Genomic DNA, 22,108 nt, shown 5'->3' with positions numbered 1-22,108 from the left:
GGCCCGAAGCCATCAGCTCGCGGCGCGGAACTGCACTTCGGCGTTGTTGATGAAGCACGTCTTGTCGAACAGCGTCAGGTCCAGCGGGTTCGGCAGGCGGACATCGCTGAGATCGGGGCAGGGCTTAGCTGCGGGATCGTAGGACCGGTCGATTTGCGAGATGAAGACGACGATCAGCCCCGTGTCGCGCGCAAACGACTTCAGTGCGCGCACCTGCACGGTCAGATCGGGATTTTCCCGCCTCTGATCGATCAGCTGCAGATAGTCGATCACGACGAAGGTGCCGCGCGGCGCCGCTTCCATCTGCTTGACGACGTAATCGGCACTGATCCCGTCGGAGCAATTCACCTCGAACAGCTTGCCGAACTGTGCAGGCTCCGCGCCGATCGCACGGAGGCGGTCCAACACATCTCGCTCGGTGTACTCCAGTGAGAAGAACGCGGCGCGATGGCCGGACTTCATGGCTTCGACGGCAAGTTCGAGGCTCATCAGAGTCTTGCCCTGGCCGGGACGCGCCCCGACCAGCACCAGATCGCCCGGGCGGAATTGCGGGAACAGTTTGCTCGCGGGACTCAGTGCGGCTGCTTTCGCCGCGAGCATGCTCCAGGCGGAAAAGCCCTCAGTCGCAGCGATGCGGTCAAGCGCGTCGTGGAGCGGAATGCCGGCCTCGCGGGACAGGCGCCTAGCCTTGCGCTTCAGATGGTAGATGGGCGCAGACAGTTTCATCGTCAAAACCTCCCATTGCGAGCATGGATCGCAACCCCTCCTTATGCTTGGCGCTCGAACAGTCGGCCGATGATCAACTCGCCCGGCATGAGGTCTGCTTTCCCGGCGGAGGGGGGAGGCGTGGGCGGCACCGAAATGAAGCGTAGCTGATTCCGCGACGGGCGGAGAGCGGCGTGGTCGGCTCAAACAAAAAAAGTATTAGACTGCCGCTTCCGGCAGCAGCGCGCGGGTCGGTCCGAACAGCTCTTCGAACGCCTGCCTGAGCGCGATATCGACATCGGCCATGGTCACGAGCTGGCCGAGATCGACCAGCGAGGTGACGCCGTAACGGGGATCTACGACACCACAGGGCACGATGCCGGCGAAATGCGACAGCTCCGGCTCGACATTAATGGCGATGCCGTGAAACGAGACCCAGCGCTTCAGGCGGACGCCGATCGCCGCGATCTTGTCTTCGTGTCCAGGTCCCTTGTCGGGCCGCCTGACCCAGACGCCGACCCGGTCCTCGCGCCGCTCGCCGCGGACGTTGAAGGCGGCGAGCGTCTTCAGGATCAGCTCTTCCAGGCTCGCGACATAGGCCCGCACGTCCGGCCGGCGGCGCTTGAGGTCGAGCATGACGTAGGCCACGCGCTGGCCGGGTCCGTGATAGGTGAGCTGCCCGCCGCGCCCTGTCGCGAAGGTCGGGAATCGGGAATCGAGCAGGTCACTTTCCTTGCCCGAGGTGCCGGAGGTGTAGAGCGGGGGATGTTCCAGCAGCCAGACCAGTTCAGGGGCCTCGCCTGCGGCGATCGCCGCGACACGCGCCTCCATGGCGGCCACGGCCTCCGGATAGGGCACCGGGGCATCCGAAATCCGCCATTCGACGACTTCGCCGCCTGCGACGGAAAACGACGTCAAATCGAGGTGTTGGCGGTGGCTTTCAGGGGAATTAACCATTGGCTAACCATAACGTGGTGATCATCTCTGGAGCAAATGAAGAGTCCCAAGTCCCAAGTCCCAAGTTGCGGCGGTCCTGACAGTGCCCACTCTCGACAAAGTCACCGTGGATCTCATGGTCGTCCTCGGGACGACCACCATGCCGATCCATCAAGTATTACGTCTTTCCCGCGGCGCCATCATCGAGCTGGACGCAACCGAGGCCGACGAGGTCAAGGTGCTCGCCAATAATCTGCCGGTCGCCTCGGGGGTCGTGCTGGTCGACCGCAACAGAATCGCGGTCGAGGTCAAGCAGATGCTGCCGCGCTCGCCGGCGACGCGGTAGCGGTCCGGGTCACACGAGACCGGGCAAGCGGTAGCGGCCTGGGTATCCGATAAGGCCGATCTCCTGGGGAGGGCGGCGTTTTTCCTGCCAAGCTTGTGGAATTCAGGGCTTTTGCAGGCTTGTATCCCCCTGATGGATTTGTTAGATCGGCGCCGCTGATCCGGCCGCCCGAACGACCTCAGGCCGGCATCTCCTAGCGCTCGTGGCGGAACTGGTAGACGCGCTGCCTTGAGGTGGCAGTGGGTAACACCGTGGGGGTTCGAGTCCCTCCGAGCGCACCATAATTTGCAAATCGCTGGCGGGTTGCCCACCGTGGCGGTGAATACGAGTGTGCAAGAGCCGTCGAAAGTGAACGCAAGCTCACTGTGTGGCTTGCTCGTTGCCTTCAAGATTTCACTCCCCATCCTAAGTAATGATGAGTTTCACCGGAGAGCTGGCCGCAATGACCTCACGCCCTCGGGCATTTTGCGGACGATTGGGGGCGGGGTAATCCGGGAAAATGCCTGGCATGCTCGGCAAGTTGCCGACGCTGCTGTTGAGCTCGCCAAACAAGCGGCGGATCGCGTCCACGTTCTTCGTCATCGAGTAGAGGTTGCACACGTTCAGGTCTCGGGAGGTGCCTAGCGAGGACGGTTGTCAGTTGCGGGTTGGGCATGCGCCAGCTCGCGGGTCGGTCAGACATCCCCAACTAGAACAGAATGGGAACGAAAGAGGCGATACGGTCGCTCGTTATCGTTCTCCTCGCCCGTTGGGCATCGATGAAGCGGTCCTACACTAAGGGGGATCCAGAAGAGCGCTTGCAATTCCATGCTGGCCTTCAACTCGAGGGAGCATAGTCGTCACAATTGCCCCTGAACTGCGGATGCCTTGCGTGCGATGTCTCATGCTCGGCGGCCTCGGGCGCGCGATGCCGACGTTGATCGTCGTCTTTGTCCCGAGCGCCGTGCTTCCGCCCTTCTTACTCTCTCGCGGAGCCGCCTCAATTGAGCCAGCAGGCTGACGAGCTCGATTCTTGTGTCACGCAGAACAGCCAGGCTGGAAATCCCGCTACTCACTACAACACCCCCAAACAGGCCTTTGCCGAATTCGTGACGGAAGCTCGGATTTGTGGCGACGTGCCAACAACGTCTAAGCGATGGCCACGGGGGGCGTCGGTTCGTTTTACGACAATGCGCGAAAATATTCTAAATGGTTGCAATGCGTTGCAACAGCAACGCGCTATCGGAAGGGGAATATCAACACACTCTCCGAAGCGCGCGCGTCATTTGCATCAGCACGTTGGCGCTGTACGAGCTACCTCTACTGTTCTGACGATCGGCTCCTCGACCCAGGCCTCGCGGGCAAACCAGTTGTGATTGGCCCGACAGTCCGGACAAAGAGTATTGCCGAAAAACACGATGCTTCGCAGGAAAGTCTCACGATCGGATTTGATGCCGGTCGGAATCGCGCGGCCGGATTGCGGACACTTGACCATGATCATGCCCATACGAGCCTCCCTGAAACACGTATTTGTCGAGTAAAAGGGCCGGCCGGCTGGAGTGCGCTCTCGTCGGTGCGGGTGACTTGGGGGGCATCGCACCTGGGGTCGTTGTTCGAGCAAAAGGGCAGCTTGCTCGTGACGACGCTTCTCCAACCGACCGGATTCCTGCTTGGCGAATTCTTGGGATAGCTGGGGCTTTCGCCGCAACTCTGAATAATGTCCGACCTCAACCGAACGCTTCTGGGAGGCGCCTAATAACCGTCATGTCGAAATACCCGCGACTTCGTGTCGAACGTTCCCCCTGCGACGAAACCATCAATTTCCTCTCGACGGACAGATCAGCCAACCGCATCACTGATGTCACTCCCCTCGGTGCAGTCCGTTAACTATTCTCTTTTTTATTATTTGTGCAAATTAAAATTCGCCTTGTCGGTCTGATTTACGACTCTCGGCTGATTTATTTTTTTGCGCGGCGCGATGCATTTCCGAAACGTCAGTCCCTATTCTCGCAGGCTTCTGCAGGCCATCATCTCAAGTCGGTTCGGCACGTGGTTGCGCTTTGTCACGGTATTGAATGCTCGCCCGAGGGTTCAAATATGAAACAAATTTTGATTATAAGCAAAATCTGTAAATCTCGTTGGTTAATTGCTGCCGATCACGTAAGGTACACTCGTCCAGGTTTCTTCGGCTGGAGGAGACAATGTGGGAATTAATTCTTAACGAGTACAACCTCACCTCGGAGACGCTGCAGCTGGCTCAGATGCGCGCAGAATTGGTCAGCATCGGCGAGAAGGAGCGCATTCTAAGAGAACGGAGTGCCGATCGCGAAGCTTATCGGTACCTATTGGATGCTCATCGGTTGATCGCCAGGCCGAGCCTCATGGGAGAGCAGGGGTTGAACATTTCTCCTCAAGACGGGGGCAAGGACGGTCAGCTCGCGGCATGACCAGCCGGATTGACATGTCCAAACGAGCCGGACCGGTGGCGTGTGTTCGGGTGAACAAAATCGCAGGCGCCGCAGGGCTAGATTGAGTCTCGCAGGTGGCGGCGGGTCCGCTTGTCCGGTGCCGCGACAACATCGCATCCCGGAGGCTGTCGCCGCCTCGCCGGTACAGGCGAGGCAGAATGGTTCACATTGGTGGAAGCCGTGCTGGAAAGATCGTCGGCAGAGATAGTGTTGAGACCGGCTCCGGATGCAGTATTCGCGCTGTTGGATGGTCGACCAATGATCTTCAGCGAAGCGGGGCAGAAGATTTTTGAACTCGACCGAGTAGGGGCATTCATCTGGTGCAAGTTAGGGGAAGGCTCCTCGCTTGGAGACATTTATCGGGGGCTTGCGGCGCAAGGCATTGACGAGCACACGGCACGCCAGTTCACGCGACAGGTCGTAGATGTCTGGGTCGATCGAGCGTTGCTCGAAGTCGATTGGCGAATGCCGACCGATTGCGCCTTCTCAGCTCATCTGGGTCGCCACAGAATAGACATCCGGGCTGCAAATCCGGACCTCTTGAGGCGGCTGCTGTCGCCATTCAGTGTGTCGGACCAGAGTGCCGGTGGCGACGGCGACATCGCGATCGAGGCAATGATGCTGGATGAGCAAGTGTTCTTGCGCGCAGAAGATTCCAGCATTTCCAGATGCGAAGTCGATGCACTAGCCCCTACGATCAAAGCTCACGTCACCGAGCGGCTTATTCGAAACATTCGCTGGGTGTTCTCCCTTCATGCCGCTTCTCTCGTGAACGACGGCATGGGCCTGTTGTTATGCGGCCATCCGGGAGCAGGAAAGTCTACCCTCACATTGCAGCTGGTGGACGCCGGATTTCGGTACGCTGGCGATGACGTCGCGCTGGTTGGCGGTGACGGAACGATCTGCGGAGTCCCGTTTGCGCTCACCCTCAAGGAAGGATCGTGGGACTTGCTCTCGCGACTACATGGCGACCGCTACGATGCGACGCATTGCCGCTCCGACGGCGTTCGAGTGCGGTACGTACCCATTCCTGATGCGCAGAACGAAAGCTTCTCCGCAGGCTGGATCATCTTCTTGAACCGGGTCGCGAGCGGTCCGACCGAACTAACCGAAATAGATCGTTTGGATTCGATGAAGCGGCTCATCGAGCACGCATTCGCCGGCGATGGTAGACTGTCGCAGACTGGCTTTCTTGCTTTAAGGCGGATTGTCGCGGGTGCGCAATCGCTTCAACTCACCTACTGCGAGGCCGGAGAGGCTCGGCGCCTGCTTGTGGATCTGTGCAATGGCAAGGCATAGCAGCGCGGTCAGGAGCCTCTGCAATTGCTTGCGAGGCATGCCGCCTGTCGACATAGAGTGGACCTCCGTCATCGGGCTCGCAAATCAGACCCTGACGACGCCGGCGCTCATCGACTTTGTCGACAAATTCGCGTCGGTGCTGCCGGAGGACGTCTGCGCCTATATTCGCTATATCCACCGCCGAAACGGGCTGCGCAATAACCGCCTCGTCGCTCAACTCGAAGAGGCCGTCGTTGCGCTGAACGGTCATGGCATTACGCCGGTCCTACTCAAGGGGGCTTCGACACTGGCGACCGCGCCCGAGGCGCGAAGAGGCGTTCGGATAATGTCCGATCTGGATATCATGGTCATGCCGGACGAGGCCAGAACGGCCGTCGCCGCGCTATCTGGAATTGGTTACGATATCCATAACCAGACCCCTCCCGAAAGCCATAGATGGTATGCCGATCTGAATCGCCCCCAGGATGTCGGGTCGATCGACCTGCAGCAGGCAGCTCCAGGTCCTGCGTACCTCTACCAGAACTTCGGGCATGCGCTGAACCATTGTATTCCTGCGCCGCTCGGACGGGCACGCGTATATATCCCCACGCCAACCTTCCAGGCGCTGATGTTGATCATCCATGATCAGTTTCAAGACTATGGTTATTGGCTCGGCGACCTCGACCTGCGGCACCTTGTTGAATTGCGCGACCTAAGCCATTCAGCCGAGCCTGTCGATTGGGAGAAGCTTACCTCTCGTGTCTCGGGCGACTTGATGAAGAACGCGGTTGAAACCCAGCTGATCGCCGTTGCCGAGCTGCTTGGCGTCGATATTCCACACGCATTGCGCTCCCGACTGATTCCTCGCCTGCAGTTCATGCGTCAGTTGATGCAAGCACGCTTTCCGGCTACGCGCGTGCCTCTCCTGGCGATGAGCCTTCTGGACTTCAGAAACTACCGCAGAGAGGCAACTATCGTCTCGACAACAACAGGGGCGAACCGACGGGGATTGTGGACTGTGCCAAGAGCTAGCACCTTACGACTTCTTTTGAACGCGACGACCGCAGCTCGTGCGGGCAAGGTCTAAGGCCAGCGAACGTCAGCGCTTTCGCGATCGAGGCGTCGGTTGGCCAAGCGGGTTTTCGATCCGCCGCCTGTTCGAGGCGGAATTCGCCGCTCGGGACGCACGGTGGAAATTCCCAGCTCAATGCGGTGTGTCCGACTTTCGCGCATCTAGGAATGCTCTCGACCACCAGCATTCCGTTCGGACGATTCACCGTTCTCGGGGATCTTGAACTCCTCGAGCGTGTGGCCCGATTGCAGGGCGGCAACGAGCCAGCGGGGCTGCTTACCACGTCCGGACCAAGTCTCTGTTGGCTGAAGCGGATTGAAGTATTTCGGCACGACCTTCGGGTATTTGCGACGGGGCGGCTGGCCTGTTCCCGCCTCAGTCGCCCCGCTTTCAGCTCCGCCGAGTTGATCCGGCTGGTTGAGCTGCGCAAGACGCTTTTCTAGCTCTCGCTTTTCGGCGGTGATCTTTTCGGCGAGAATCTTTGTCAGCTCCTCGTGAAGGAGCCAAAGTTCCTCAAAATCCATGGCTTCGAGATCTTGCCTTCGCATTAGCATTTCTCGACACCGTTCGACTGACCCGTCGTCATCCAGCCATTCTTCGTCCGAGCGACGAATGAATGTTTGACCAAATCAGTGCTCAAATTGACCGTGCAATAAATCTATTATATATTATTTAATAATTAATGCGACGATTATTTTATTGATTGATCTCGGTGGCAAAGAATCTTGCGAAGATGCGTAGAGGAGGCATGGTTTGATCGAGTATCCTCTTGAACGTCTTCAGGATTCAGTCGGTCGGTTTGCGGATCCGTCGACCGTGTTGTCCGATATCCGGGCCCTGAGCTTCCAAATCGAGCTCAGACGGCGCGCGCTGAAGGATATTGGGATTATTAGCTGCCGTTTGCGTCTCTGGGGAGGCCGCAAGGCGGTAGGCCAGCCGAGGCTTAACAAAAGCAGTCCGGCGCGTCAGCATCTAATGCTGCGGCGTGGCAGGTCCCTGACGGGATCGGCTCATATGCCATCTCTGATGGGGCTTGAGCAGTTCCCGCGCGGTGATTAAGCAAATAGATGTGCGCATCTCCTTTCCGCGGTTAAATTGTGCGGATCGCTCATTTTCCCGGCTTGATTATTAACGTGGACCCAGTTATCTGGAGCGCCAGTTCCAGTTCGGTTCCAAACATTCTTCTGGGTAATCGGGCTCTCTGTCTTGATTAATATATCGACAGAGGCAATATTGGGTTGGGCGCAACTACACGGTGAGATCATGGCGGCTAAGAAACTTGAGTTAGAAGCGATGTCCCTTGACGATCTCTGGTCGCTTCATGAGGAAATCAGCGGGATCCTGTCTGACCGGATCAAGGCGGAAAAGAACGAACTGGAAAAGCGCTTAGCGGCACTTGGGGGCGGGATGGCTGTTTTGGCGGATTCGAGCCCGGCAGGCGCGTCTTCGACCGGCAAGCCGAGACGCAAATATCCTCGGGTGCTGCCGAAATATCGGAATCCGCAGACGGCCGAGACCTGGTCGGGACGTGGTAAGCGGCCGCGCTGGTTGGTTGCCGCAATGAAGTCTGGCCGGAGAATCGAAGAGTTTCGCATTGGCGAAGCAAGTCCGAAGCTTCGCCAGCGTGCGTGACTAATCGGTAATTGGCAGGAGTGTAAGGGCCAATAAGAGGCGCTACTCGCATGATCCGTGCTCTAGTAGGCATTGCGCCCTCGCAAGACCTCTACCGGAGTTCGCAGGAGGATCGCGAGATCCAACCCAAGACTCCAGTTGTCGATGTACCAGAGATCATATTGGACACGTGTTTCGACCATGACTGCTGTGGGAGTGGCGCCCCGGCAGCCATGGACTTGAGCCCAGCCAGTCAATCCTGGCCTGACCCGGTGCCGAAGCGCGTAGTTTCGCACAAGCTTGTCAAATTCGCTGTCGTGAGCCACGGCGTGAGGACGCGGGCCCACGAGCGACATGCTGCCATCGAGAACGTTTAGCAGTTGCGGCAATTCATCGAAGCTCATTCGGCGCAGCCATTTGCCGACGCGGGTAACGCGTCGATCGGCGCGGTTGGCCTGAAGGATTACGGGCCCGTCCTCGAGCACACGCATGGTCCGGAATTTACGGATCAAGAAGATTCGGCCGTTAAATCCACAGCGTTGCTGCCGAAAGAATACAGGGCCCGGGGAATCTAACTTGATCGCCACCGCGGTGAGCGCAAGCAGCGGGGCGAGCATCACCAATGCGAGGCCCGCACCGATAACGTCAATCGTCCGCTTGATCGCGCACTCCAGCGGTGTGAGGGGGCCACGCTGGAGCTCTACGCAAACGGCGCTTCCAAGACTCCGCTTGGGGTGCCGAAGCAATTCGGATGTCGTGCCAACGGGCACGAATATAATCGGGAAGGGCAAAACACGCAGATCGGCAACAAAGGCTCGCAGTTCGGGCCATCGCTCCGGTTCAGCTTCCACCACCACCTGATCAAGATGGCAGGTGCGGATGTAGTCGATGACGCGCGTCGTGAGCCGCCTTCGGCAGGCAGGACCGAAGCCTAACGGAGGCAAGCTGAACCGTTTCTTGACGAGATACCCGTGCATCGACAAGGTCTCGGACAATCCCACATTCTTCGCCAATGGTTGATCGCTGATCAGAACAATGTTTGTAGTGGCGAACCTCCTGCCGCTCAGGGCCCTTCCGAGAAGCGCCTTGACTCCCCACCGTTCCCCCAAAAGTAAGCTCAGGCCCAAGACGGCGAAGAGCAGGCCTGGGTGCTGAGAGGTCTCCGGGCGAATTGCGAAGCCGTACACCGCCACGATGAAAAGTACTGAAGACATCCAAGCTAAACAGACCGCGCGCATCTGGTTTCGGAGGACGAGGAGCTCAACCGGCTGATAAAGGCCGTAGGTCTTCAGCAGGCAAACGAGACAAGCTGCGCTAACCAGCGCTAAGCCAAGGGCGTTGGCCAAGTTGGCCGCGGCTTGCCCATACTGAGCTTGGTAAAGCAATGTAGAGACGAGACTGGCAAACAGAATAGTCGCAACATCAGCACCGAGCACCACGTGCTCGACCGCGTCATAACGGAGGGGCCATTTGGGCTCGCGGGATACCGTCGGTTCGGGACTGAGGCGATCCGTAACCTCCCGATTGGGGAAATGTCGGTTCACGAAATTCATGTGCCGGGGGCTCTGCGATTTAATATTTAATTATTTATTAATTAATCGCAATTATCAAGCAAAAACCCAAGGTTCCGCGCATTTTATGGCGTGCGCCCCTTTGTCGCCGATCTGCGATCGTGGCGTGGGCTGAGGGCGCGGCTCTTGAGGTTATCGAGAACCCCTTTGGGAACTCTGCGCGTGCACCTGGTCAAGGAACGTCGGATCGAGTTCCGAAATCAGGCCTTCGAAATAGATCTTACCATCAGCCGAGGCTGAGCGGTACGCGGTCACAAGGGCTGGCTTGAGGGCAGGGCGATGCCTAACGACGAGGCTGACGTCCCGTTTGATCAATTCCCGCAGGTCGGGCTCCCGCACCATGATATCTGCGGCCAGTGCGACCGATACGCGCAACGGAAGCAGGTCCAAATCATTCGGCGCGGTATAGTATGACATTCTGAGCATCGCTGCCGTGTTGGGCTGGGGCGAACTGTGCTTCGACGTCGCCGCGAGCAAAAGCCAAATGTCGCCGCGGAGTGGCGAAGAGCGCAATGCACGGGCAAACTCGTCCGAAGTCATGGGAGGAGCTGTCCTTTGTTCGCCGGCAGCCAGAGCTGAATCCCGGTTGAATGTTGATCCCCCTCGGATCAATAAATCTTTGCGCGCTGCCGCAAGGGAAGTCGTCTTCGACATCTCGCTCGGCCCTGCTGCTGCAGTCGACAGAACTGCCGGCAAAGACGATCTTGCACCGAGATACCGCTCAGGAAGCGCCATCCACGCTGCCTCCACGATCAGCACAATACCAAGTACCATCAGGCTAACGCGGGGCCAAATGGCGACTAGCGTTGGGGTCAACGTTCGGCGAGGCGCAGGTGCTTGATCTGCAATTTGTTCAGACGTCGCTTTCGACTTAGACGATATGGCGTCACGTCCTGCGTCGGAGAGGCTTTGACCGAACGCCAGCCCAAAAAGCGCAGCGACCAGAAGCGATGCTCCTAAACCCAGAATTCCATGATCGGAGAACGCGAGTATCGTCACTGCAACCAATGCACCGGCGCCCAGCGCTGGGAAGACGTAATCGTAAGCGCGCGACAGAGCACGTCTGATCAGCACAGAAGCGCAGAGCAAGGCAGCAACCACGACCGCGCAGAGAAAAGCCCACCCCATGTCTATAACGATCGTGGCGGCGGCGGTTGGCCTTTCCGGCGTGTCGCCAACTCCAGCGTCCTGGTAAATCGGCAAAAGTACCGTCGAAGCACCCGCACCGGATCCTGCCGGCGCGACGTCCTGCAGCATCCGTTCTGTTGCGGCCTGACTGCTCGTTGACAGGACGATCGTCAGATCGGTGTTCGTTCTGAAGGGAATGACCGAAGCCGTGGCAATGAAGACAATCGTGGCAGTCGCAAGGACGCCGGCGGTACCCCACAATCCCGGGAACCACCTGCGAACCGCGAACACCGAGATCAAGATTTCTGAGCCGAGGAGGGCCGAGACGAGTGCAGTTGAGTTGCCCCGAATGAGCAGCGCCGCCATACAGACAATCAATGCGATGGTCGCGACGGACAACGCAGGGAGAGGGCCTAGCGCAATTGTTCCTGGCCGACTGCGTCGGAGTATTTGATCGACCGCACGAATGGCCGTTGCGCAGGAGAGCAACACACCGAGCACCGCGACGGTTGAGCCATCGGGCCCAGCCACACCGGTTATTTCCCTGCCGAACCACAAGGCGGCAACGATTGTGGCTATCGACAGCAGAATATGTAGCAGTCGCGCTGCGCCATGTCGGTCAAGCGCGATGACTGCTGCAGTGAGAGCTGCAGCAAGCACGGCGCAATACTGCACGAGCGAGAACATGGTCGCCGTGGTGTCGACTGTGATTTTTTCGGCGAGGGGCTCGTTTAAGGTCGCCGATGCAGTAGCCCAAATGGGATTGCCGAGTTTGCCAATCGGCATCGGCACCGCCTGCAAAGCCATCCAGAGCGCCGGAGCCGCGAGTACAACGACGAGACTAGGGCGGAGCAGTTTAGCAAGCCCGAGGGAGGAGGGAGGTAGAAAGATCGCGACCGTTAGCGCCGCTGTTGCGAGTGCCAACAATATCAACACCCAGCCTTGAAGGCTTTCCGGCATTGCGAACGCCGCGGCAATCGCCACCAACTCGGCCAATATGACAAGCCGGACCATCATGTATCCACCGTCGTCTGGTGTGGCCACTCCTCTGGTCCCGCAGACCAGATAACGTGTAGGCCGCTATGAACAGCCTCAAGAGCCAGAAAGACCATAACGGATGTAATGGCTATCATGGTAATAGTAGCTCCGATGACCGTCATATCGAGCCATCGCCTTGGTATCGGTCTTGCTGAGAACTGCCCCAATAAGAGATTCGTGAATGTTTGGTGCCGTGTGCAGTGCGTGTTGCACTACATCGATCTTGGTCCGGCCCCATTCAACAACGAGAATGTAACAGTCGATCAGAGATGAAGTGGCTCGAACATCAACCAACGGTGTCAAGGGCGGAAGGTCAACGATGACGTAGTCATACTCGGCCCGTAAACGGTCGAACAGTTTGCTGATCGAGTCCGCGCAAAGAATTTCGCTGGTGTGTAGCAGAGGTCCCCGACGCACGGCGGGCAGAAATGCAAGATTGGTCGTCGGGTCTCTCCAGATAGCGTCGGCGAGCGGCCGGCTACCGTTCGCAACTTCGATGATTCCGCAGGCCGCCTTGGGCGCAAAGATGCCCGTTAGTGAGGGATTCCTGAGGTCGCAATCGACGATAATAGCTCGTTTGCCGGTGTGCCCGATCAATTGCGCGAGCGAAGCTGCAATCGTGGTCTTCCCCTCGTTCGGTAATGCAGAGGTAATGCCGATGACCTGGGAGGAGATCTTCGCCGGATTGTGGTCGATGGCTAGCTTGATGGAACGAATGGCCTCCGTATATCGAGATAGTGGCATCCCGACCACCGTCTGATGAATTGCGGTTGGAGACAAAGCTATCCGCCGCTGAACATCATCATCGGTTTTCTGAAGGCGGATTGGTGGCTTGGGAGATTTGCGGGCTGGCAACAACGGGACCAAGGATAGACAAGGCAACTCCAGTACGGATTCCACCTGTGAAGAGGTCCGAAAGACGCGGTCCATGAGGTCTCTGAGGAGCGCCAAGCCAATGCCCAGCGCGAGACCGCCGAGAATGCCAAACGCCAGGATCAGCCTTGTCTTTGGCTTGCTCTTGCTCGTCGGCGGCGAAGCAGGAAAGACTACCCGCGTATCCGAGGTGGGAAACGTCTCCTGCTGTGCGGAGCCCATGTAACGCTGGAGGAAGGTCTCGTACAAGCTGCGTAGGCCCTTTGCTCTGCTTTCCAAGTCCTTGATGGTCAGCTCAGCAGAATTGACCGAACGAGACTGCGAAACGGCTTTGGATAATTGTTTCTCGATCTCCTCCTGGCGCTGCTTGGCGAGCTCGAATTCGCTTCGGCTGACCTCGGCAAGCCTCCTGACCTCGTCGAAAATTGAGACGCGGAACTCTCGCGCGCGGTTCCGGACATTGACGACCGCCAAGTGGTCGCGACCGACCCTAGCCGCCAACTCGGCCTCACGTCTGGTGAGCTCCAGATATTGCTGGCGCAGCCCCGTAATGATCTGGCTGTTCAGCGCGTCGGCCCCGATAGCATCGAGGTTATCCATCGAGGACGGCTTTTTCGGATCGACGGCAAGGAGAGCTTCATAGCGAGACAGCTTGGCCGTGGCCTCAGATGTTTGAGTACGTGCGGCGGCCAATCGGTTGTTGATCTCCGTAATCTGTTGCTCATCGATGGGCTTTCCATCCAGGGAAACGATGTTGTTCTGGGCCTTGTAGACGTCGACGGCGCGCTGCGCGGCGAGGGCTTGGTCGCCGAGATCGCGCAACCTTTCCTGCAGCCAGCTCGTTGCCTTGCGATTGGCGTCAAATTTTGCATTGAGCTGGTCTGCAACATAGGTACTCGCTACCGCATTGACGATCTCCGCGGCTCGGGCTGCGTTGCTCGAGTTGAAACTGATCTCAATGACGTGGCTGTACCCGACACGTTTAGCGGAAAGCCGACTGAGGAACGCGTCTACGAGAGTGTCCGATGGTTCGCCATTCGTCTCGAGTGGCACATCCTTCTTCGATCCAGTCGAGACCCATGACCAAATTCGTTGCGAGAGCGCCTGCAAAGAGAGGCCGGACGCACTAAAGTCCGGATCGTCGGCCAGTTTCAACTGGTCGATTACGGCAACCGCAGCCGCCTTTGATCTCAGGAGTTGAAGCTGGGTCTCGATTTGACTGAGATCGAAAGCCGGCTCGGCGAGGAGTGATTGCTGCTGGACGAATTGAGGCCTTGGATTGGCCAACAGGATCTGAACCTGCGCCGTATAGGTTGGAGAAGCCAAACGGAGATAGAGCAAGCTGGCCGCAGTGGCGAGTACGGCGGTAACAAGGATTACGAGATACTGACGCCGTAGAAGCCCGATGCCGAAATTGATGACGTCGGTGATCCCTCCACCGTCCGCCTGGGCGGGTTGAGCCGGTCCGTTCGCCGGCAGCCGCATTCTATCCGCATGTTGAAGATTGTTCTGAAGCATCACGTACCTGTCCGACGATTGGTCACATTGCGCCCGCCCGCCCGCAGGCGGCATTTAAAGCGATCTACGACATGGTATGAAATTATATACCTTATAAAAACCTGCTTGCCAAATTAAATAGACAATATATTAATCAAGGCGGAGATGAAAAATGCAGGTGTGGCCGTTTTGCTCAAAGGGGCGTTTGCTAATGCCGTGAGTTTTCCGTGACTTGCAGGCTGATCTAACGGCTTTCGCCGAAATCGTGCGACCGTTTCGTGGTTGATTGTGAGCGTGAAAGATTAATCTCGACGGGGATTATGGTCCCGCCTCATCGAATTGAGAGCGGACAGAAGGGTACCCAATGTTGGAGCTGCGATCCTTGGCGATCCCTGATGTCAAAGTCATTCGCACAGATCGGTTTTCCGACGCCCGCGGTTACTTCTCTGAAACCTTCCAGCGATCAGCGTTTGCAGAGAAGGGAATTCTCCATGACTTTGTTCAAGACAATCAGTCCAGCTCGGATCGGATCGGCACGGTGCGCGGCCTGCACTTCCAGCGGCCGCCCTTCGCCCAGGCGAAGTTGATACGGGTGTTGAGCGGGGCGATTCTTGATATTGCAGTTGACCTCCGGCGTTCATCGCCCAGCTTCGGCAAGCACATCGCGATACAGCTGGATAGTGAAACCGGCGAGCAGGTGTTCATCCCGAAGGGGTTCGCGCACGGCTTCTGTACGCTGCAGCCCAAAACCGTCGTCTTATACAAAGTCGACCAGGTCTATGCCCCAAGTCATGACGGCGGTGTTTACTGGGCTGATTCAACATTAGCAATCGAGTGGCCCGTGACGCCCTCAGAAGCCCACGTGTCGCCAAAGGATCAGACACTTCCTACGCTCAGCCAGCTCGGTTGCGTTTTCGACTAGTGGAGACGAGTAGAATGCGTATCTTGGTGACCGGCGGAGCGGGCTTTATCGGTTCTGCGGTCTGTCGCCGTTTGGTGCTACAGACTGGTGCCGCAGTGATCAACATAGACAAGTTGACGTATGCAGCCAATCTGGCTTCGCTCGCGAGCATCGAGAAGCTGGAGACTTATGCGTTCCTGCAATCCGACATCTGCCATCGCGCGGCCATGGATCTTGCGTTCGCCGACTATGAGCCTGACGCGATCATACATCTGGCCGCCGAAAGCCACGTCGACCGCTCCATCAACGGACCTGACGCCTTCGTCAATACCAATGTGGTTGGCACCTACACGCTCTTGGAGACGGCCAGAGCCTACTACGAACGTCTACCGGCTTCGAGGCGGAAGCACTTCCGATTCATCCATGTGTCGACAGACGAAGTCTACGGCTCGTTGGGACCAGATGATCTATTTCGCGAGGATACGCCCTACAGGCCGAGCTCGCCCTATTCGGCGAGCAAGGCCGCCGCGGACCACCTCGCACTCGCGTGGTTTCGGACCTACGGCCTGCCGGTGATCGTGTCGAACTGCTCGAACAATTACGGGCCGTATCAGTTTCCGGAAAAGCTCATCCCGCTGACGATCCTCAATGCGATCGACCGGAAGCCTCTGCCGGTCTATGGCGACGGAAGGAATATCCGCGACTGGCTTCACGTCGATGATCATGCCGCGGGCTTGATACGACTTTTGTACGAAGGAAGGCCCGGCGAGAAGTACAATTTCGGCGGAGATGCCCAGCGCTCCAATCTGGAGGTCGTCACCCGGATCTGTGACGTTGTGGATCGCTTATCTCCGGCCGCGGGGTGCAGACGTTCTCTCATTACGTTCGTGCCGGATCGTCCCGGGCATGATGCCCGCTATGCAATAGACGCATCGAAAGCACATCGCGAGCTCGGCTGGAAACCGATCAGAACCTTCGAACACGGCCTGTTCGAAACCGTCGGATGGTATCTCAAGAACCGCGCCTGGTGGGAGCGTGCTCGCAGCGGAGTCTATGACGGCTCGCGTCTGGGTCTCCTGGCCGCCCAAAACTGAGGTGGAGATGACAGATCGACCAATCCTCTTTGCCGGACGGAATGGTCAGCTGGCAATGTGCCTTCGTGATCTTGCCACAAGGCGCGGTTTGCCTGCGATGGCTCTCGGGCGCCCAGAACTCGATCTAGAGAACCGGGAAGGTATCGACAAGCTCATTGCGTCGATCGGGCCGTCTGCGATCATCAACACGGCCGCCTATACGGCGGTAGATCAGGCCGAATCTGAAGCGGCGAGGGCCTTCAGCATCAATCGCGATGGCGCGGCCGCGCTGGCGGATGTCGCGTGGCAAATGAACATTCCGCTCATCCATCTCTCGACCGACTATGTATTCGACGGTGCGAAACCCGAGGCGTACGACGAAAGCGACATTCCGGCGCCGTTGAACGTCTACGGCGCATCCAAGCTTGCTGGGGAGGCTGCTGTATTGGCAGCGCACCCGCTCGCGACCGTGATCAGATGCTCCTGGCTTTACAGTCCCTATGGCAGCAACTTTGTCCGAACGATGCTGCGGCTATGCGAGACGCAGCAGGTCGTGAGGGTTGTCAGCGACCAACATGGTAACCCGACTTACGCGTTCGACCTCGCGGAAGCCGTCCTCCGGATCGCACAACAGTCAGCAACGGAAGACCGCAGGGCCACCGCCGGGATCTTTCATCTCGGTGGCCAAGGTGAGGCAAGCTGGCACGATTTTGCGCAGGCAATCTTCCACGAGTGTTCCCGTCGTGGAGCGCGGATTCGGGCGCTCGAGGCGATCACGACTGAGGAGTTTCCGACCGCTGCGCGTCGGCCTCGGAACTCGCGCCTGGACTCATCCAAGGCCGAACGCGTGTTCGGGATTCGCCTGGCGCCTTGGCGCCATTCACTCCAAGCTTGTCTGGACCAGCTGGTCGGAGGAGAAACCGATGCTGAAGGGAATCGTGCTGGCTGGCGGCAGCGGAACGCGCCTCTATCCGATCACACGAGTGGTCAGCAAGCAGTTGCTCCCGATCTATGACAAGCCCATGATCTACTATCCCCTGTCGACGCTGATGTTGGCAGGGATCCGCGAAATTTTGATCATCACCACGCCTTCGGATCGGCGTCAGTTCGAGCGATTGCTGGGCGACGGAAGCCAATGGGGCATCCGGCTCAGCTACGCGGAGCAAGCCCGACCCGCCGGTCTCGCGGACGCGTTCATTGTCGGGGCCGATTTCATCGGAAGCGATCGCGTGGCGATGGTGCTTGGGGATAATATTTTCTTCGGCGATGGCCTGAGCGAGTTGCTTGCCAGGGCGGCGGGTCGCGCGGAAGGCGCAACCGTCTTTGCCTATCACGTGCGAGACCCGGAACGGTACGGCGTGGTCGCGTTTGATGAAGCGGACCGCCCCGTGTCGATCGAAGAGAAACCCAAACGGCCGGCTTCGAACTGGGCAATCACGGGGCTGTATTTTTTCGACAACCGCGTCGTCCGCTACGCTCGCCGTGTCGAGCCATCGGCGCGCGGGGAGCTCGAGATTACCGATCTTCAGATGCGTTACCTTTCGGCCAATACGCTCCACGTTGAACGCATGGGGCGGGGATTTGCGTGGTTGGATACCGGCACGGTCGAATCTCTCATCGACGCAGGGACGTTCGTCCAGACCCTAGAAAAGCGGCAGGGAATGAAGATTGCGTGCCTCGAGGAGGTCGCGTTCAGACTTGGCTTCATTGATCGCGATCAACTTCTAGCGTTGGCTCAACCGTTGGAGAAGAGCGGCTACGGCAAATATCTGAGCGAAATCACGCGACTGCCGCAGTTTGCCTCGCATTAGCGCTACTCAACCGATATCAAAAACAATGTTAAATGTAAGTATATTGAATTGACCATGGTTTAAAACACAATTAAAATATAAGAGGCGATTATTATTTAATCGGTATGGTCATGCTGGTTCGAAAGGCGAGTGTCTACAGCTGGGGAACTAGACCCGTCAGCTGGGGGGAAGATATTCCAGCCCCTTGGCAGGAATCAACGTTCTGGAAGGCTTTCGCTAGCTACGACCCGCTTGGCCTGTCGGCTCCGCCGCCTGTCAATCAGCCAATAAGCGAGCCGTCCACTCTGCCCGTCCGCGTCGGTGAAGCCTGGTTCTTCGAACGGACGTCTCGTGCCAGCGCGGGTCATTTGTCGGACTTGCTCCGCGTTCCGCCCCGTCTCTTCGCCGCACCTTCCCACACGCGATTGTCTACGCTGCTGTCTTCGACGTCTTTGACGAGCGGTCAAGGCTTGACGCCAGCGACTGCATCTGTGGCAAGCGCGACGCCGACGGCGCAATGGGCTGCCACCGCTGCCGCCACTCACTGGGTTCACACGACTGACGGAGCCTGGAATGTCGCAACCAACTGGAGCGCCGGGCTTCCGGGGATCACCGATGCCGCTTTCCTAGATGCAGCAGGAACGTATGTCGTCACGAGCTCGGCCAGTGTTGACATTGGGAGCCTGGTCCTCGGTGAAGGTACGACGCTTTTGCTGGGGGCTGGCTCGCCGTTTATCGTCGAAGGCGATGTGCTGAACAACGGGACTGTCGAAGTTGCGGCGTTCCTTGGCAATCGCATTGCGACCGGCGCCTTTAAGGGTGACGTCAGCGGCACTGGGTCGTTCGAGATCGGCGACCAAGCGATCCTGGAGATCGGAGGTTCCGTTTCGGGTCAGCTCTTGGATGGATCGTTCTCCGGCATAACCGTATCGTTTGAGACGGAAGCTGGCACGCTTGTCCTCGAGGATTCGGCCAACTTCGATGGGTTGATCACAGGTCCGTGGCCGGGAGGATCGCTTTCTTCCGGGAATTTGATCGACCTGAAGGATCTAACCTTCACATCGTCGATGTCGGCGAGCGTCCACTACGATACCACCTCAAATATCAGTACGGTCGATTTCAGTAACGGTGCGGCCAATGTCACCTTGCTGTTCTCGGGGATGGACCTGAACTGGAAGTTCAAGAGCGACGGGCAGGGAGGCACCATCGTCTCCGATCCGCCCGCGAACCCCATTGTACTGGAAAATCAGAAGCCAGGCACGCCGAGAAGCGTTTGGGCGATCCAGCCGGGCGACAACTCGACTCTGACCCAGGGGTTTGCGACAGCAATCAGCACCAACGTCGGGGGAACGGTCCAATTCAAGATCAACAACCTGACCGGCAACCCGAATTACCGCGTCGATGTTTACCGGCTGGGCTACTACGGTGGCAACGGTGCCAGGCTGATCACGAGCCTGCAACATCAGGCCGCAGCCGCGATCGTTCAACCTGCTCCAATAAGAGATGTTTCGACCGGTCTGGTAGATGCAGGCAACTGGAGCGTAACCGATTCCTGGAACGTGCCGACCGACGCGACCTCGGGCGTCTACATCGCCAACGTTATCAACGGCACCGAAATTTTCCAGATTCCATTCATCATAAGGGATGACGCTTCGCACAGCGATATCGTCCTGCAGACAAGTGATCAAGACTGGCAAGCCTATAATGGTTGGGGCGGGGCCAACCTGTATTTCGGGAACGGCCCGGGAATCAATGGATCGGCCTACGCCGTCAGCTACAATCGGCCCCTTGTAACGCGTGACGGCACCGGTACCTTCTCTGAAGGAGGAGACTCCCCGTTCACGGCCGAGATTGCCGCTATCTATTGGCTCGAGCAGAACGGGTACGATGTCTCTTACATTTCTGGAATAGATGCTGCGACGAACGGCTCGTTATTGCTCAATCATAAAGTCTTTATGGACGCGGGGCATGACGAGTATTGGACCGAAGCTCAGCGCGCCAACGTCGAGGCCGCAGCGCACGCCGGCGTGAACCTTGCGTTTCTCACAGCCAACGAGATCTTTTGGAAAACGAGGTTAGCGCCTAGCATCGACGGCAGCGGGACAGCCAATCGTACGCTGATTAGCTACAAGGACACGCACGCAAATGCGCTGATTGATCCGTCAGGACAGGCAACCGGAAACTTCTCCGACCCGCGGTTCGGGGCGCCTCTTCCATCGAATCAGCTGACCGGTACATTGTTCGCGGTCAACGCGTTTCGCTACGATACGATCACGATACCGTACCCCATGACTCAATTGCGCTTCTGGCGCAATACGACCGTCGCGCAAACCTCACCCGGGCAGACAGCCTCGCTCGTGCCGGGCCTGTTAGGCGTTGAGTGGGATATTGCGCCTGACAACGGATTTCGCCCGGCTGGATTGATCAGCGTCTCATCTTCGACGATCAATGTGGACGGAAAGTATCTGCTTGATTATGGCAACACGTTCGGAGCAGGCACGGCGACCCACAATCTGGTCTTGCATCGGGATCCCGTCAGCGGCGCACTGATATTCTCGGCCGGTTCGATCAACTGGCCGTGGGGGCTTGCTAGCGACCACGACGGACCAGCGACCCCGGTAGATCCTAATGTCCAGCAGGCGATGGTTAACCTTTTCGCCGACATGGGCGTTCAGCCGGGGACGCTGCAGGCGAACCTGACGGCCGCGATTCGGTCGACCGACATTACGGCGCCGACTTCTAGTATCGCCAATCTCTCCGCCGCCAGCGTTGCCGAGGGGCAATCGGTTACGGTGACGGGGGCGGCCACTGATGCGGGTGGAAAGATTGCTGGCGTCGAAATTTCCACGGATGGTGGAACGAGCTGGCATCCAGCGAATAGCAATGTCGGCGCGGCGAACGTCACGTGGTCATATACGTTCGTTACAGGCGCGCAGGGGACATACCGTCTCAAGACCAGGGCGGTCGACGACAGCCTGAATCTGGAAACACCTGGTGCGGGTACGACCTATACGGTCACGCCGTCTTCCAACCTGACGCTCTTCAGTCCGACCGACACGCCTGCGGTGATCTCGAGCAGTGATTCCGGCGCAGTTGAGGTCGGCGTCAAATTCATCCCCGCAGTGTCGGGCAAAATCACCGGCATTCGTTTCTACAAGGCGTCTGATAATACCGGCACCCACATCGGTGACCTCTGGAGCTCCAACGGGACGCTGCTTGCGAGCGCCACGTTTAGCAACGAAACGGCGAGTGGATGGCAGCAGGTTGATTTCGCAACGCCTGTCAATGTGCAGGCGGGTGTCACGTATGTTGCTTCCTATCACACGAACACCGGCCACTATTCCTCGACGGACTACTACTTCATCGACTATGACGGTGTTACCAAAGGCGCGCTCACCGCCCCCGGAAACAGCCTCAACGGCGTCTATGCCTATGGCAGTAGCCCGGTCTTCCCCAGCAACGCCTCCAATATCAAGGCCGCGAATTACTGGGTGGACGTTGTCTTCAACGATTCAGGCTCAACCTCGCCCCAAGCCAATGCGGACAGCGGCTTCACAGTTAGCCAGAATGGGGTGCTGAATATTGCGGCTGCAACGCTGCTCGCGAACGACACCAACGCATCCGGGTTGGCTTTCTCGATCACCGGCGTCAGCAACGCTTCCAATGGCAGCGTAAGCTACAATTCGCAGAACCAGACCGTGACCTTCACGCCCAGCGCTGGCTATGCCGGCGCGGCGAGCTTCACCTACACGATCACGGACACCAGCGGCCAGAGCGGGTCCGGCCAGGTGTCGCTCAAGGTCAACTATCCGGCCTCGGCGCAGAGCCTGTTCGGCACCAAT

At 58.2% G+C, this 22,108-nt stretch carries 18 protein-coding genes and 1 tRNA gene; 11 read left to right on the top strand and 8 right to left on the bottom strand.

All coding sequences use genetic code 11. The features are described from left to right. Positions 1-12 precede the first annotated feature (12 nt). A complete protein-coding gene (locus I6F17_RS10390; protein ID WP_225129082.1) occupies positions 13-726 on the bottom strand; it encodes a DNA helicase in 714 nt (237 codons plus the stop codon). A gap of 198 nt (positions 727-924) precedes the next feature. Next, entirely contained in the window at positions 925-1,662 is a 738-nt protein-coding gene (gene lipB, locus I6F17_RS10385; RefSeq protein WP_225129084.1) for a lipoyl(octanoyl) transferase LipB, read from the bottom strand. 82 nt (positions 1,663-1,744) lie between these two features. Between lipB and I6F17_RS10380 the strand changes: the two genes are divergently transcribed. Continuing rightward, positions 1,745-1,987 carry a FliM/FliN family flagellar motor switch protein gene (locus tag I6F17_RS10380; RefSeq protein WP_225129086.1) on the top strand — a complete coding sequence of 81 codons (243 nt, stop codon included), beginning with the start codon at positions 1,745-1,747 and terminating at the stop codon, positions 1,985-1,987. A gap of 196 nt (positions 1,988-2,183) precedes the next feature. Further along, positions 2,184-2,268: transfer RNA gene (locus I6F17_RS10375), tRNA-Leu, on the top strand. A gap of 124 nt (positions 2,269-2,392) precedes the next feature. Here the strand turns inward: I6F17_RS10375 and I6F17_RS37920 are convergent. Together I6F17_RS37920 and I6F17_RS10365 are read right to left on the bottom strand one after the other, a co-directional pair. Beyond that, on the bottom strand, positions 2,393-2,569 hold the full coding sequence (locus I6F17_RS37920; protein WP_346657034.1) for a hypothetical protein: 177 nt from the start codon (positions 2,567-2,569) through the stop codon (positions 2,393-2,395). Between the two features lie 688 nt (positions 2,570-3,257). Further along, positions 3,258-3,473: a hypothetical protein gene (locus tag I6F17_RS10365; protein WP_074448160.1), complete on the bottom strand. Its 216-nt coding sequence runs from the start codon at positions 3,471-3,473 to the stop codon at positions 3,258-3,260. A 694-nt stretch (positions 3,474-4,167) separates the two neighbouring features. Between I6F17_RS10365 and I6F17_RS10360 the strand changes: the two genes are divergently transcribed. From I6F17_RS10360 to I6F17_RS10350, 3 genes are all read left to right on the top strand, one after another. Next, on the top strand, positions 4,168-4,413 hold the full coding sequence (locus I6F17_RS10360) for a hypothetical protein (protein ID WP_036044714.1): 246 nt from the start codon (positions 4,168-4,170) through the stop codon (positions 4,411-4,413). A gap of 279 nt (positions 4,414-4,692) precedes the next feature. Then, on the top strand, positions 4,693-5,733 hold the full coding sequence (locus I6F17_RS10355; protein WP_225129088.1) for a PqqD family peptide modification chaperone: 1,041 nt from the start codon (positions 4,693-4,695) through the stop codon (positions 5,731-5,733). A 37-nt stretch (positions 5,734-5,770) separates the two neighbouring features. Next, complete coding sequence (locus I6F17_RS10350) at positions 5,771-6,799, top strand: nucleotidyltransferase family protein (RefSeq protein WP_225129090.1); 1,029 nt, start codon at positions 5,771-5,773, stop codon at positions 6,797-6,799. Between the two features lie 146 nt (positions 6,800-6,945). Here the strand turns inward: I6F17_RS10350 and I6F17_RS10345 are convergent, their stop codons facing one another. Further along, positions 6,946-7,332, bottom strand: a complete 387-nt coding sequence (locus tag I6F17_RS10345; RefSeq protein WP_081493007.1) for an H-NS histone family protein — start codon at positions 7,330-7,332, stop codon at positions 6,946-6,948. 715 nt (positions 7,333-8,047) lie between these two features. Here I6F17_RS10345 and I6F17_RS10340 point away from each other — a divergent pair. Continuing rightward, positions 8,048-8,416 (top strand): H-NS histone family protein, encoded by a 369-nt coding sequence (locus tag I6F17_RS10340; protein WP_036013596.1) that lies wholly within the window; start codon positions 8,048-8,050, stop codon positions 8,414-8,416. A gap of 62 nt (positions 8,417-8,478) precedes the next feature. Here the strand turns inward: I6F17_RS10340 and I6F17_RS10335 are convergent, their stop codons facing one another. The 3 genes from I6F17_RS10335 to I6F17_RS10325 all read right to left on the bottom strand — a co-directional run bounded on the left by I6F17_RS10335 (position 8,479) and on the right by I6F17_RS10325 (position 14,523). Further along, entirely contained in the window at positions 8,479-9,948 is a 1,470-nt protein-coding gene (locus tag I6F17_RS10335; RefSeq protein WP_225129092.1) for an exopolysaccharide biosynthesis polyprenyl glycosylphosphotransferase, read from the bottom strand. Between the two features lie 150 nt (positions 9,949-10,098). Then, the gene (locus I6F17_RS10330; RefSeq protein WP_225129094.1) at positions 10,099-12,138 is read right to left on the bottom strand and encodes a hypothetical protein; all 2,040 of its coding nucleotides are present in this window, start codon (positions 12,136-12,138) and stop codon (positions 10,099-10,101) included. 48 nt (positions 12,139-12,186) lie between these two features. Continuing rightward, the gene (locus tag I6F17_RS10325; RefSeq protein WP_225129143.1) at positions 12,187-14,523 is read right to left on the bottom strand and encodes an AAA family ATPase; all 2,337 of its coding nucleotides are present in this window, start codon (positions 14,521-14,523) and stop codon (positions 12,187-12,189) included. A gap of 343 nt (positions 14,524-14,866) precedes the next feature. Between I6F17_RS10325 and rfbC the strand changes: the two genes are divergently transcribed. The 5 genes from rfbC to I6F17_RS10300 form a co-directional block, all read left to right on the top strand. Then, positions 14,867-15,424 carry a dTDP-4-dehydrorhamnose 3,5-epimerase gene (rfbC, locus tag I6F17_RS10320; RefSeq protein WP_225129097.1) on the top strand — a complete coding sequence of 186 codons (558 nt, stop codon included), beginning with the start codon at positions 14,867-14,869 and terminating at the stop codon, positions 15,422-15,424. Positions 15,425-15,438: 14 nt separating this feature from the next. Further along, entirely contained in the window at positions 15,439-16,497 is a 1,059-nt protein-coding gene (rfbB, locus tag I6F17_RS10315) for a dTDP-glucose 4,6-dehydratase (RefSeq protein ID WP_225129098.1), read from the top strand. A gap of 7 nt (positions 16,498-16,504) precedes the next feature. After that, on the top strand, positions 16,505-17,491 hold the full coding sequence (rfbD, locus tag I6F17_RS10310) for a dTDP-4-dehydrorhamnose reductase (RefSeq protein ID WP_225129100.1): 987 nt from the start codon (positions 16,505-16,507) through the stop codon (positions 17,489-17,491). Further along, positions 17,400-18,287 (top strand): glucose-1-phosphate thymidylyltransferase RfbA, encoded by an 888-nt coding sequence (gene rfbA / locus I6F17_RS10305; protein WP_225129102.1) that lies wholly within the window; start codon positions 17,400-17,402, stop codon positions 18,285-18,287. Before rfbD ends, rfbA begins: the two co-directional genes overlap by 92 nt. A gap of 470 nt (positions 18,288-18,757) precedes the next feature. Continuing rightward, the coding region (locus tag I6F17_RS10300; RefSeq protein ID WP_225190426.1) for a N,N-dimethylformamidase beta subunit family domain-containing protein at positions 18,758-22,108 on the top strand (3,351 nt) is incomplete at its 3' end.

The sequence above is a fragment of the Bradyrhizobium sp. NBAIM18 genome (assembly GCF_020193825.1).
GTDB classification, from domain to species: Bacteria; Pseudomonadota; Alphaproteobacteria; order Rhizobiales; family Xanthobacteraceae; genus Bradyrhizobium; species Bradyrhizobium yuanmingense.
This window is presented reverse-complemented; position numbering and strand designations above follow the sequence as displayed.